Source organism: Streptomyces sp. NPDC003691 (assembly GCF_053981115.1).
The window spans coordinates 1-12,412 of sequence record NZ_JBSFNQ010000056.1; the positions used below are offsets into that span (position 1 = coordinate 1).

General features: G+C 74.4%; 11 protein-coding genes. 6 read left to right on the forward strand and 5 right to left on the reverse strand.

Annotated features, from left to right (window positions below; translation table 11 throughout):
- Positions 1-159: 159 nt before the first annotated feature.
- Both ACWDR0_RS23975 and ACWDR0_RS23980 read right to left on the reverse strand, forming a co-directional pair.
- On the reverse strand, positions 160-1,578 hold the full coding sequence (locus tag ACWDR0_RS23975; protein WP_456353805.1) for a HEAT repeat domain-containing protein: 1,419 nt from the start codon (positions 1,576-1,578) through the stop codon (positions 160-162).
- Positions 1,579-1,917: 339 nt separating this feature from the next.
- Positions 1,918-2,319: an ankyrin repeat domain-containing protein gene (locus tag ACWDR0_RS23980; protein ID WP_456353806.1), complete on the reverse strand. Its 402-nt coding sequence runs from the start codon at positions 2,317-2,319 to the stop codon at positions 1,918-1,920.
- Positions 2,320-2,683: 364 nt separating this feature from the next.
- Here ACWDR0_RS23980 and ACWDR0_RS23985 point away from each other — a divergent pair, with 364 nt between their 5' ends.
- Both ACWDR0_RS23985 and ACWDR0_RS23990 read left to right on the forward strand, forming a co-directional pair.
- Positions 2,684-2,878 carry a hypothetical protein gene (locus ACWDR0_RS23985; RefSeq protein ID WP_358824785.1) on the forward strand — a complete coding sequence of 65 codons (195 nt, stop codon included), beginning with the start codon at positions 2,684-2,686 and terminating at the stop codon, positions 2,876-2,878.
- Between the two features lie 51 nt (positions 2,879-2,929).
- Complete coding sequence (locus tag ACWDR0_RS23990) at positions 2,930-4,552, forward strand: hypothetical protein (RefSeq protein ID WP_456353807.1); 1,623 nt, start codon at positions 2,930-2,932, stop codon at positions 4,550-4,552.
- 118 nt (positions 4,553-4,670) lie between these two features.
- On the opposite strand, the gene ACWDR0_RS23995 is transcribed toward ACWDR0_RS23990, so the two are convergent.
- Positions 4,671-6,170: an SCO1417 family PLP biosynthesis transcription factor gene (locus ACWDR0_RS23995; RefSeq protein WP_456353808.1), complete on the reverse strand. Its 1,500-nt coding sequence runs from the start codon at positions 6,168-6,170 to the stop codon at positions 4,671-4,673.
- Between the two features lie 101 nt (positions 6,171-6,271).
- Here ACWDR0_RS23995 and yczE point away from each other — a divergent pair, with 101 nt between their 5' ends.
- The 4 genes from yczE to ACWDR0_RS24015 all read left to right on the forward strand — a co-directional run bounded on the left by yczE (position 6,272) and on the right by ACWDR0_RS24015 (position 9,912).
- Positions 6,272-6,985 carry a membrane protein YczE gene (gene yczE, locus ACWDR0_RS24000; RefSeq protein WP_456353809.1) on the forward strand — a complete coding sequence of 238 codons (714 nt, stop codon included), beginning with the start codon at positions 6,272-6,274 and terminating at the stop codon, positions 6,983-6,985.
- Positions 6,982-7,758, forward strand: coding sequence for a glycerophosphodiester phosphodiesterase family protein (locus tag ACWDR0_RS24005; protein ID WP_456353810.1), 777 nt, complete (start codon positions 6,982-6,984; stop codon positions 7,756-7,758). The genes yczE and ACWDR0_RS24005 overlap by 4 nt, the downstream gene beginning before the upstream one ends.
- Before the next feature lie 46 nt (positions 7,759-7,804).
- A complete protein-coding gene (locus ACWDR0_RS24010; protein WP_456353811.1) occupies positions 7,805-9,271 on the forward strand; it encodes an MFS transporter in 1,467 nt (488 codons plus the stop codon).
- 266 nt (positions 9,272-9,537) lie between these two features.
- Positions 9,538-9,912: an RNA polymerase-binding protein RbpA gene (locus tag ACWDR0_RS24015; protein WP_003959706.1), complete on the forward strand. Its 375-nt coding sequence runs from the start codon at positions 9,538-9,540 to the stop codon at positions 9,910-9,912.
- Positions 9,913-10,250: 338 nt separating this feature from the next.
- Here the strand turns inward: ACWDR0_RS24015 and fxsA are convergent, their stop codons facing one another.
- Together fxsA and ACWDR0_RS24025 are read right to left on the reverse strand one after the other, a co-directional pair.
- A complete protein-coding gene (gene fxsA, locus ACWDR0_RS24020) occupies positions 10,251-10,880 on the reverse strand; it encodes an FxsA family membrane protein (protein WP_456353812.1) in 630 nt (209 codons plus the stop codon).
- 400 nt (positions 10,881-11,280) lie between these two features.
- On the reverse strand, positions 11,281-12,063 hold the full coding sequence (locus ACWDR0_RS24025) for a polyprenol monophosphomannose synthase (protein ID WP_456353813.1): 783 nt from the start codon (positions 12,061-12,063) through the stop codon (positions 11,281-11,283).
- Positions 12,064-12,412 lie beyond the last annotated feature (349 nt).

Consider the following 12,412-nt stretch of genomic DNA (forward strand, 5'->3'; position numbering starts at 1 on the left):
GCCACCACCCACTCCTGGCCGGGCGGCGCGTCACCCCGCCCACCGCCGATGTGACGCTCACCAAGCGGGCCGACTGACCGACCCGGGTGCCCGGGCCCGGAGGCCCCACCCCGCCGGCCGTTGTGCGGTCACCGCGGCGGGGGCGGAGCGGGGTGCGGCTCAGTGGGAGGGGGTCTCCGGGGCCATTCTGCTCCGGACCGCGGTCTGGACCTCGGCCTCCTCCGCCGGATCGGCGGCCAGGCGGCGCAGGCGTTCGGCGACCCGCAGATCACCGGTCTCCGCGTGCCGGGCGGCCACTTCCCTGGTGGTCTCCTCGCAGTCCCAGAGGCATTCGACGGCGAAGCCGGTCGTGAAGGTGGGGTCGGTGGCGGCCAGGGCCGTGGCGGCGCGGCCTCTCAGCCGGGAGGAGGCCGTTTCCCGGTAGACGTGGCGGAGTACGGGCGCGGCGCAGGCGATCCCGAGCCGGCCGGTGCCGTCGACCAGGGTCCACAGCAGGGGGGCGTCGGGGCCGTCCGCGCGGACCGTCTCCCGCAGGGCGCCGAGGACGAGCATGCTGTCGCCCGCGCCGCCGCGGCAGGCGAGCACTCCGGCGGCGGAGGCGCCGAGGGCGTCGGGCCGGTGGATCCAGCTCCGGGCCCGGTCGACGGCCTCTTCGCCGCACATTCGTTCGAAGGCGGCGACGGCGGCTTCGGCGACGGTCCGGGAGCCGGTGGAGACCGCGTGTTCGACCAGGTCGAGCAGGACCGGGTCGCGCCGTTCGGCGAGATAGTGCAGGGCGGCGCAGCGCGCGCCGTCGCCGCCTTCCCGGGCCGCCACGACGATGGCGGGCCGGTCCGCTTCGACGGCGACGGCCGACAGGCAGCGGGCGGCGGGCACATGGAGCGGGGTGCCGCGCTCCAGGCCCTGGTCGGCCCAGTCGAAGACGGCCTGGACGCTCCAGCCGGGCCGGGGGCCGGTGGGGCGCAGCTGGCGCTGCCAGCGGTCGAAGGAGCCGGCTTCCCGGGCGGCGCGCACCCGGGCGCCGATACCGGGCCTGGGGTCGTCCTCCCAGAGCCGCCACGGCCGGGGCTCGTAGGCGTCGCGCACGGTGGCGGCCAGCTCCGCTTCGCCCTCGGGCGTGGCGGGGAAACGGCCGAGGACGGGCTCGGCGAGGGAGCGCAGGCCCGTGTCGTCGTCACGGAGCGCCAGCTCGTCCAGGGCCCACTCCCAGTTCGCCCCGCGGGTCGCGTAGTCGCGCAGGAGGCGGAGGGCGTCCTGCCGTCCGTACGAGGCGAGGTGGCCGAGGACGGCGAGCGCGAGGCCGGTTCTGGCCTCGTCGGTGTCCAGGACGTCCTCGGCGTCGCACAGGTGCCGCCGGATCTCGTCGAGACCTCCGTGGAGGTCGAGGTAGAGCCGGGCGTAGTACAGGGAGCGGTTCTCGACCTGCCAGTCGTGGCGGGGGTCGTTCAGCACACAGTGGTTGAGGGCGGCCAGCGCTTCGTCGCGGGGCGCTGCGAGCGCGTGCAGCGTGCCGTCGCCGCGGCCCCTCTGCAGCAGGCCGAGCAGGGTGCCGCTCGGCGCTATGACTGGTTCGAACATGGGGAAAGCCTCACATCAAGCTCTCGACGCAACCGGGGAACGAAGTCGGTCAGGCCGCGCAGCGGCCCGAGGAGCAGTTCCTCGCCTGGTGGTGCGTCGTCCGCGCCCTCTGCTTGGTGTCGACCATCTTCCTCGCCTCTCGTCGGTGGGTCCCAGGGGAGCTCCCGGTGTTGTCCGGGACAGGACCCGTCGTCATGATGACCCACCCATATCGCCACCGCGACCACATTTACGACGTCCCTCTCCGGGATCCCCGCGCCGGGCGCGGGGGGATCCCGGAGAGGGCGCCGGAAACTCTCCGTGACGAACGGCGGGGACGGCGCGGGTCCGGTCGGGGCCTCAGCTGTCGCCGGGGCTATCGAACAGCTCCAGTAGCTCTGTCTTCCCAAACATCCGCGCGGTATCCACGGCGGAGGGGGTTCCGGCCGCGGGATCGGCGCCATGGGCGAGCAGAACCCGGACGACGGCGTCCTCGCCCTTGAAGACGGCGCCCGCGATCGGGGTCTGGCCGCGGTCGTTGGCACGGTCCGGATCGGCGCCGCGGGCCAGGAGGGCCTCGACGGCCGCCGGATGGCCGTGGTAGGCCGCCAGCATCACCAGGGTGTCGCCGCGGTCGTTGGTGAGGTTCGCGGGGACTCCGGCGTCGACGTACGCGGCGAGCGCCTCGGCCTCGCCCCGGCGCGCCAGGTCGAAGACCCTGGTGGCCAGCTCGACCACGTCACGGTCGGGGGACTCACTCATCGCGGGGACCGCCTTTCACTCGTTCTTTCTCCGTCTCCGACTATCTGACCTGGGCGTACGGCGGGAACAGCCGTACGAGCGACGGACAGCGTACTGCCCGCGCGGCGGCCCGCCGCCGCCCGTTCCCGCCGGGATCCACCCCAAGGCGGGACACGGGCGCGGGCAGCTGCCGCACTCCCTGCCCCCGTGCGGCGCCTCCACCACACGTCCCGCGGGCCGTCCGCCCGGGCCCCCGGCGGCCGTCGCCATCCCCCAGTGCAGTGAAATGCCGACATTTTCACCCTTTTGCACCTTTAATCACATATGCACTTCCTGTGAGGCTGGAAGTACTCAAGGTGACTGTCCCCTCACCCAGGAGAACATCATGATCCTCTCCATCTCCGGCGTGGTCCTGCTCGCGATCATCGTCTTCCTCTTCTTCAAGAAAGACGGCCTGAAGGCGTCCCATGCGCTCGTCTGCGCTCTCTTCGGCTTCTTCCTCGCGGGTACCGCCATCGCCCCCAGCATCACGGCCGGCAGCCAGAGCCTCGCCAGCCTGCTGGGCGGCATCAAGTTCTGACCCCCGCCGCCCCCTCCGCGCATCCGGCCCCGAATCCCCCTGGAGTACGACGTGTCCCCGCGACCACTCCCCCGCATCCTGAGCAGCGGAACCGCGCAGATCGCCCGCAGCCGGGAGTTCGCGCGGACGGCCGCCGACGGCGCCGCGGACGTGCTCCACCCGCTGATCACCCTCTCCCGGGGGCTGCGGGAACTGACCGGACTGGCCCGCCGCAGATGGGCCGGGACGCCCAAGGAGAAGCGCGGTCCCACGCTCTTCTTCGCGGGGGCCGGTGTCCTGGTGGTCGCGTTCATCCCGTACGGGCCCCTCACGGCCCTGATCACGGTGATGGCCGCGGCCGCCTGGAAGGGGCGGGTACGGCCGCCGGAGGAGCCCACCGGGCCCGGCGAGGCGGAGCTGGCCCGGCTCCAGGCCCTCTACGAGGCCCTGGTGCCGTACTTCTCGGTCCCCGAGGACCCCGCTCCGCTCTTCACCCACGGCGGGGAGTGGACGGCGGCCCTCCACGACCCCGCCTTCGACTCCGCGGGCCGGCTCACGGCCCTGCGGATCACGTATCCGGCGTACTTCACGGACGGCGAGCCCGCGGCCCGGGCCCGGATCGAACAGCTCCTGCACGCCAAGTCGGGCCGCGGCCGGGAGTACCGGTTCGGCTGGGACGAGGAGGGCAACGAGCTGACCGTGACCGTGCTTCCCGCGCTGCCGACCACGGTCGCCGCCCAGCGCTTCGTCACCTCGGCCGGTGAGACCGTCCTCGGCTTCACCGACGAGGGCGCGGTCCCCCGGACCCTCCCGGTCGTCGACACCGGCGGTACGGACGGCGGCGCGCCGCGGGATGCCTCGCCGGTCATCTGGCGGACCGGCCCCCGCTCGGCCGAACCCCATCTGCTGGTGGTGGGCGAGCCCGGCAGCGGCACCACCACCCTGCTGCGCTCGATCGCCCTCCAGGCCCTCCCCCACGGCGACGTCCTGGTCGTGGAGGGCGGCGGGACCGGTGACTATGCGTGTCTGGCGGGCCGGGTGGGCGTCCCGGCCGTCGAGTCCTCCCTCGCGGGCGCGGTCGCGGCGCTGGAGTGGGCGTCGCGGGAGACCGAGAACCGGCTGATCGCCGCGAACCGGGCCCGCCGGGCCGGACTGCCCGCGCCCCCCGACACCCGGCGGCCGCTCTGGATCCTGGTGGACCGGCCGTCCGCCCTGGGCCATCTGGCCGCCGCCGGCGGGCACCCCGATCCGCAGGAGCTGCTGGCCGTCCCCCTGCGGCACGGCCGGGCGGCCGGGGTGGTCGTGGTGGTGGCCGAGCAGACCGACTGCCTCGACGACCTCACCGAGGCCGTACGGACCCACACCCGGGCCCGGGTGGTGCTGGGCGCGCTGGACGCCGGGCGGATCGCGGCGGTGCTCGGCGGCCCGCCGCCGACCACACCCGTACCGCATGTCCCGCCGGGCCGCGGCTACGCCCGGCTCGGCACCGGCCCGGTGCTCCGGCTCCAGGTCCCGGCCACCCCCGACCCGTACGACGACGCCACCGGCGAGAGCCTGCGCGAGGCCGTGCTGGAGCTGCTGCCGGAGCGGCACGACGAGCTGCCGCAGGTCCCGGCGGCCGCCGAGCCGGTGGAGATCCCGGCCGAGAAGACGAGAACCGCCGGGAGCCCCGGACCGGTCCCCGCGGAGGGCTGAGCCCGGGAGGTCCCGGCCGCCCGCACGGGGCGACCCGTACGGCCGGGCTCGGAGCCTCCCGGCCCGCACCGGACCGGGCGCCCGCGGGACCCGCCCTCAGCCGGGGTGCCCGCCCCGGTCAGGCCACGAAGGTGCGCGGCGCCTCGGCCCCGGTCGTACCGCCGGTCTCGACCAGCCGGGCCGCCGCCGCCAGCCGGACCGCGGCCTCCTCGGCCACCGGTCCGGCGACCGTGAACGGCAGCCGTACGAAGCCCTCGAACGCGCCGTCGACCCCGAACCGCGGCCCCGACGGCACCCGGACCCCGACCCGTTCGCCGGCTTCGGCGATCCGGGACCCAGAGAGTCCGCCGGTCCGCACCCAGAGGGTCAGCCCGCCGCCGGGCACGGTGAACTCCCACTCCGGCAGCTCCCGGCGGACGGCGGCGACCAGGGCGTCGCGGTTCTCCCGCGCCTGCGCCCGCCGGATGTCGACCGCCTGCTCCCAGCCACCGGTCCCCATCAGCCAGTTGACGCCCAGCTGCTCCAGGACGGGCGTCCCCAGGTCGGCGTAGGCACGGGCGGACACCAGGGAGCGGATCACATCGGGGGCGGCCCGCACCCAGCCGATCCGCATCCCGGCCCAGAACGCCTTGCTCGCCGAGCCGACGGTCACCACCGTGCTGCCCGACGGGTCGAAGGAGCAGACCGGCCGGGGCAGCTCCAGGCCCTCGTCGAGATGGAGTTCGGCCATGGTCTCGTCGACGACGAGCACGGTCCCGGCCGAACGGGCCGCCTCCACCAGGGAGCGGCGCCGGTCGTCGTCCGCCAGCGCGCCGGTCGGATTGTGGAAGTCGGCGACGACGTACGCCAGCCGGGGAGCCGCCTCCCGCAGCACCTGCCGCCAGCGGTCCAGGTCCCAGCCGCCGAGGCCCTCCTGCATGGCGACCGGTACCAGCCGGGCCCCGGCCTCGCGCATCAGCTGGAGGATATTGGCGTACGACGGCGACTCCACGGCGATCCGCTCGCCCCGCCCGGCGAACAGATGACAGAGCGCGTCCATGGCGCCCATGGCACCCGTGGTGACCATGATCTGCTCGGGCATGGTGGGGATACCGCGCGCCGTGTAGCGGTCGGCGAGCATCTGCCGCAGGACGGGGATGCCCGCCGGGTAGTCGCCGTGGGTGTGGGCGTACGGCGGCAGCTCCTCCAGGGCGCCCTGGACGGCGCGGGTCAGCCAGGGCTCGGGCGCGGGCAGCGCGGCACAGCCGAGGTCGATCATGGAGCCGAGGGACTCGGGCGGCAGCGGTTCCAGGCCGCGCGCGGGCAGCGGGTTCCCGGCCGGGACGGCGGTCCAGCTGCCCGCACCGCGCCGGGATTCGAGGAAGCCCTCGGTGCGCAGGGCCTCGTAGGCGGCGGCCACCGTGGTCCGGCTGACGGCGAGCGCCAGGGCCAGTTCCCGTTCGGCGGGCAGCCGGGTGGCGACCGGCACCCGGCCCTCCAGCACGAGCACCCGGATCCCGTCGGCGAGCGCGCGGTAGGCGGGCGGCTTGCGGGTACCGGGCCCGGCCGGACGGGGCTGCTGGGCGGCGAGCTGACGGGCCAGTTGAGCCGCACCCACCGCAGAGGTCCACCGAGACAAAGAAATCAGTCCACCTTCCGCGAATTGGCCATGTTCGGCATCTGCTCCATGGCCACAGGGTGTCATGAGTCAGTCCACTGTCACCAGGAGGGGTGGAAAACGTGTCCACAGAGCCGGCTCCCGAGGAAACCCGTCAGCCGTCCGCAGCCACCGCGCCCGGGGTCCGGGGGGACCGGCGGCTCGCCCGGCGGCTGACCCAGCTCTACGCGGGGCTGGTGCTGTACGGGGTGAGCTGCGCGCTGATCCTCCGCGGCGGGCTGGGCCTGGAGCCGTGGAACGTCCTCCACCAGGGACTGTCCGAGCTGACCGGACTGTCGATGGGCGTGGTGATGACCGCGGTCGGCGCGCTGGTGCTGCTGCTGTGGATCCCCTTCAAGCAGCGGCCGGGCCTCGGCACGGTCTCCAATGTCGTGGTCATCGGGTTCGCCATGGACGCGACGCTCCTGGTGCTCCCGGAGCCGGAGGCGCTGGCCGTCCGGATCCCGGTGACGGCCGCCGGGATCGTGCTCAACGGGGTGGCCACCGGCCTGTACATCGCGGCCCGGTTCGGGCCGGGGCCCCGGGACGGCATCATGACCGGGCTGCACCGGGTGACCGGGCTCTCCATCCGGCTGGTCCGGACGATCGTCGAGGTGACGGTCGTCACCTCCGGCTTCCTGCTGGGCGGCTCGGTGGGCGCGGCGACCATCGCCTACACCCTGTCCATCGGGCCGCTGGCCCAGTTCTTCCTGCGCTACTTCGCGCTGCCCGAGCCGGACGGCGGCAGCACCGTGGTGGCCGGCGGCCCCCGGGCGCGGGCGATACTGCGGCGGTGACCCGCGTTCCCGGCCCCCGGCCCCATCCGTATCTCGACCACCCCTCGGTGCTGCCCTTCGCCCACCGCGGCGGGGCCGCGGACGGGCTGGAGAACACCGCGGCCGCCTTCCGCCGCGCCGCGGCGCTCGGCTACCGCTGGTTCGAGACCGATGTGCACACCACCTCCGACGGCCGGCTCGTCGCCTTCCACGACGCCTCGCTGGACCGGGTCACCGACGGCCGGGGCCGGATCGCGGACCGGCCCTGGAGCGAGGTGCGGCGGGCCCGGGTCGGGGGCACCGAGCCGCTGCCGCTCTTCGAGGAGCTGGTGGCCGAGTTCCCCGGGGCCCGCTGGAACGTCGACCTCAAGGCGGAGTCGGCGCTGGAACCGCTGCTCGCGCTGATCCGCCGCGCGGACCTGTGGGACCGGGTCTGCGTGGGCTCGTTCTCGGAGGCGCGGGTGGCCCGCGCGGCCCGCGCGGCGGGCCCCCGGCTGGCGACCTCGTACGGCACGGGAGGCGTACTTGCGCTGCGGCTGCGCTCCCTCGGGATCCCGGCGCCGCTGCGGCCCGGCGCGGTCTGCGCCCAGGTGCCCGAGTTCCACGGCGGGGTCCGGGTGGTGGACCGCCGGTTCGTCCGGGAGGCGCACCGCAGGGGCCTCCAGGTCCATGTCTGGACGGTCAACGAACCCCACCGGATGCGGGCCCTCCTCGACCTGGGCGTGGATGGCATCATGACCGATCATCCGGAGACGCTGCGCACGGTACTGACCGAACGGGGAGCCTGGGTCTGATCCGCGCGTCCCCGCCGCGGGGCGTCGAGACGATCGGGGGCGCGGCATGGCGGCAGGGACGGCGGAACCGGCGGACGGGCCCGGGGAACGGGACGCCGCGGACGGGGGCACCGGGGCGCGGAGTACCGGGGCCGCCGCCGGTACGGAACCCCGCGGTCCGGTACCGCCCCCGCGGGAACCGGACGGGACGGACCCCGTCGGGGCGGAGCTGCGGCGGCAGCGGCACGGCTGGTACTTCTACGACTTCGCCTGCTCCGTCTACTCCACGAGCGTGCTCACCGTCTTCCTGGGCCCGTATCTGACCGAGGTGGCCAAGGCCGCCGCGGACGAGGACGGCTACGTCCGTCCGCTGGGCCTCTCCCTGCGGGCCGGGGCGGTCTATCCGTACGCGGTCTCCGCCTCCCTCGTGCTCGCGGTGGTCCTGATGCCACTGGCGGCCGCCCGGGCGGACCGTACGGGACGCCGGAAACCGCTGCTGGCGGCCGCGGCCTACACGGGCGCCGGGGCCACGGCGGCCATGTTCCTGCTCGACGGGGACCGCTATCTGCTGGGCGCGTTCCTGCTGATCGTGGCGAACGCCTCGCTGTCGGTCTCGATGGTCCTCTACAACTCCTATCTGCCCGAGCTGGCGGCACCCGCGGAGCGGGACGCCGTCTCCTCCCGGGGCTGGGCCTTCGGCTACACCTCGGGCGCGCTGGTCCTGGTGCTCAACCTGGTCCTGTACGGCAACCACGAGGGCTTCGGGCTCTCCGAGGCGGAGGCCGTAAGGCTCTGTCTGGCCTCGGCCGGGCTCTGGTGGGGCGCGTTCACGCTGATCCCGCTGCGGCGGCTCCGGGACCGCCGGATCCCGCCCGCGGAGCGCGCGGCGGGCGGTATCGGACCGCGCCGTCTGCTGGCCACCCTGAAGGACATGCGGCGCCATCCGCTGACCCTGTCGTTCCTGCTGGCGTACCTGGTCTACAACGACGGGATCCAGACGGTGATCTCGCAGGCCTCGGTGTACGGCAAGGAGGAGCTGGGACTCGGCCAGACCACCCTGATCGTGGCGGTCCTGCTGGTCCAGGTGCTGGCGGTCGCGGGGGCGCTGGGCATGGGGCGGCTGGCCCGGATCTACGGCGCCCGGCGCACGGTCCTCGCCTCGCTCGCCGTCTGGACCCTGATCCTGGTGGCCGGATACTTTCTGCCCGCCGGGGCCCCGGTCTGGTTCTTCGGGCTGGCGGCGGCCATCGGGCTGGTTCTGGGCGGCAGCCAGGCACTGTCGCGGTCACTGTTCTCGCATCTGGTGCCGCGCGGCAAGGAGGCGGAGTACTTCGCCGCGTACGAGCTGAGCGACCGGGGCATGAGCTGGCTGGGGCCGCTGGTGTTCGGCCTCGCCTACCAGATCACCGGGAGCTACCGGGACGCGATCGTCTCCCTGGTGCTGTTCTTCGCCGTCGGTTTTGTGCTGCTGGCGCGGGTTCCGGTGGGCCGGGCGGCGGCCGCCGCGGGAAATCCGGTACCGGACCGGATTTAGACGTTGAAGTGAAAGGCCGGTAGTGTACGCGTTTGGCCTGCCAGGCGGACCGTTACTGCGCACTGTGGAAGCGACATCACTGGGTGACACTTTCTGTCAGATGTGACAAACCGGGCGCCGGTGGGTACCCCAACACAGGGGAAAGCAGCGGCACGACGGGCGACGCATGACCCGGAACGGGAATCTTTACGGCCGACCGGACGTTGACCGGATGACGACGACAGCGACACCTGTCCTGTGGGCGACAAGCCCGGGAGGCACGATTCATGAGTGAGCGAGCTCTCCGCGGCACGCGGCTCGTGGTGACCAGCTACGAGACGGACCGTGGCATCGACCTGGCCCCGCGCCAGGCGGTGGAGTACGCATGCCAGAACGGACATCGTTTTGAGATGCCGTTCTCGGTAGAGGCGGAGATTCCGCCGGAGTGGGAGTGCAAGGCGTGCGGCGCCCAGGCACTCCTGGTGGACGGCGACGGCCCCGAGGAGAAGAAGGGCAAGCCCGCGAGGACGCACTGGGACATGCTCATGGAGCGACGCACGCGTGAGGAGTTGGAAGAGGTGCTGGCAGAGCGGCTGGCGGTTCTCCGGTCCGGCGCGATGAACATCGCGGTGCATCCGCGGGACAGCCGCAAGTCCGCGTGACGGATCCCGTCCGGACCGGCTGACGGCACGGGCGGACAGGCCGGCTGCCGAGCCCCGCAACGTATACGCCCGTGGGCCGGGACACACTCGCTGTGTCCCGGCCCACGGGCGTTTCGCATGTCCCGGCGTTTCACATGTCCGGACGTTTCGCGTGTCCCGGCGTTTCGCGTGACCCGGGCCGCCCGGGGGCTCCGCCCACTCCTGCGGCTGCGGCCCGCGGGGCTCCGGGCGCCGGCCCGGTGCGCCGAGCCGTCCCGGCAGGGGGCTCACCGCGGCCGGGCCTGGCCGCGGCGGTTCGGTTGCGGCGGTTCGGTTGCGCGGGGAGCCGCCGGGAGGGGCTACGGCCGGTCGTCGGCGCCGGGGCGGATGACCCGGCCCTCGATGATCCTCGGCGGGCCGCCCGCGCCGTCGGGGCCGGTACCGGGCCCGGGCGGCGGGGAGGCCGGGGCGGGGTCGACGACCTCACCGGGTACGACCTTGCCGTCCGGGCGGTGCATCCTCGCCTGGTTGAAGGCATTGCCGAGCGTCCCGGGGGCGGCGGCCCGCATCCGGCGCTCCAGGGAGCGCTGGGTCCGGCGGCTCAGCCACTTGCGGACCGGCGGGACCAGCAGCGCGAGCCCCAGGACGTCCGAGGCGAAGCCGGGGACCATGATCAGCACACCGCCGAGCATCAGGAAGCCGTTGCCGGAGGAGTCGGGAGCGGCGGCACCGGCCGCGTCGGGCTGCTGCTGCCGCTGGAGCGTCTCGGTGAGGTTACGGAAGGCATTGCGGCCCGCCTGCTTCACGACCGCGGCGCCGGCGATCGCCTGGACGATCAGCAGCGCCAGTACGGGCAGCGCCCCGATCGCGCCGCCGACCAGGACCAGCAGCCAGATCTCCAGCGCGAACCAGGCGGCGGAACCGAGCAGGATGAACAGGCGGGTACGGGAGCGCTGGGGTGCCCTCGGGGGCACGGGGCCGGTCGTCATGCCCCCAGTGTGCCTGGGCGCCCGGCACGACGGGACGGCCGGGTGATCGTTTTCCGCCGGAGCACCGTGCGGCCGGGCTCCGGCGGCAGCCGGGGGCCGGGGGCCGTACGCACCCGGGTACCGGCTCCCGGGAACACTCCCCGGACGCGGGCCGTACGCCGCAGGCGCCGATGGGCTCGGCAGCGGCCCGGCCGGGCCGAGCCGCCCCGGGCCCGTACGCCTGCCCGCCGTGCGGGCCCCGGGGGTACCGCGCGGTACCGGGGGCTGTCCGCGCGGGCACCTGCCGCCGGAAAACGCCGGGGAGGCCGTACGCGGGGTCCCGGCCCCCGAGACGGCCCGGCACCCCGGCTCCGGGGCCCGGGCCGCGTACCGGGCGGACGGCACGGTTCCCCGGGCCGTCTCAGGGGGCCGAGCGGCCCCGGAAACGGTTCGCCCGGTCCGACAGGCCCCAGCCCGCGACCCGCCACAGCGCCTCGACGGCGATATCGCGGTTCATCTTGGAGTCGCCCAGCTCCCGCTCGACGAAGGTGATCGGCACCTCCACCACGTGATATCCCGCGGCCACCGCCCGGCGGGCCAGGTCGACCTGGAAGCAGTAGCCCTGGGAGGCCACCTCGGCGAGCCCGAGGCCGCGCAGGGTCTCGGCGCGGAAGGCTCGGTAGCCGCCGGTGACGTCCCGGATGCCGATGCCGAGCAGCAGCCGGGAGTAGGTGCTGCCGCCGCGGGAGAGGAACTCCCGGTACTTCGGCCAGTTCACCACCCGGCCGCCGGGGACCCAGCGCGAGCCGAGGACGAGGTCCGCGCCCTTGAGCGCGGTCAGCAGCCGGGGCAGCTCCTCGGGCTGGTGGGAGCCGTCGGCGTCCATCTCGATCAGCACGCCGTACTCGCGCTCCAGGCCCCAGGCGAAGCCCGCGAGATAGGCCGCGCCCAGCCCCTCCTTGCCCTTGCGGTGCAGGACGTGGACCCGCTCGTCCTCCACCACCAGCTCGTCGGCGAGCTTTCCGGTGCCGTCGGGGCTGTTGTCGTCGGCGACCAGCACGTCCGCGTCCGGCACGGCGGCGCGGACCCGGGAGACGATCTTCTTGATGTTCTCCGCCTCGTTGTAGGTCGGAATGATCACCAAGGCCCGGCCGAGCGGCCCGTACCGCCTCTGGGCCTCGCGGCCCCTAGCGCCCTCGTTCACTGCTGCCCCTTCATGTCGTGCACAGGGCCCTACCTTAGCGATCGCCGGGCGGCGGGCCCCGGCGGCCGGGGCCGGGGGTGTCGGGAACCGGTCGCCGCGGCGGGCCCGGGGACGGCCGCGCGGCTCGTTCCGGCCCTCCGGAGGCGGTGGCTCCGGGCGGCCGGGCACGGAGGGCGGACGGCGGAGGCAGGGGTTCCGGCGAGGCCGGGACGGTCCCGGGCGGGGCGGGTGCGGAGCGGTCCGCGGCCCGAGCGGGGGCAGAACCGCGAGGTCCGGGTGGGGGCGGGGCGGTACGGATCGGGGACCGGCGTCCTTCGGGCCGACCTGGGACCCGCTGGCTGCGGATCGA

Bases quoted from the DNA above. Each gene is read 5' to 3' on its own strand.
- ACWDR0_RS23975 (WP_456353805.1), bottom strand. From the start codon at position 1,578: ATGTTCGAACCAGTCATAGCGCCGAGCGGCACCCTGCTCGGCCTGCTG.
- ACWDR0_RS23980 (WP_456353806.1), bottom strand. From the start codon at position 2,319: ATGAGTGAGTCCCCCGACCGTGACGTGGTCGAGCTGGCCACCAGGGTC.
- ACWDR0_RS23985 (WP_358824785.1), top strand. From the start codon at position 2,684: ATGATCCTCTCCATCTCCGGCGTGGTCCTGCTCGCGATCATCGTCTTC.
- ACWDR0_RS24010 (WP_456353811.1), top strand. From the start codon at position 7,805: ATGGCGGCAGGGACGGCGGAACCGGCGGACGGGCCCGGGGAACGGGAC.
- ACWDR0_RS24015 (WP_003959706.1), top strand. From the start codon at position 9,538: ATGAGTGAGCGAGCTCTCCGCGGCACGCGGCTCGTGGTGACCAGCTAC.
- fxsA (WP_456353812.1), bottom strand. From the start codon at position 10,880: ATGACGACCGGCCCCGTGCCCCCGAGGGCACCCCAGCGCTCCCGTACC.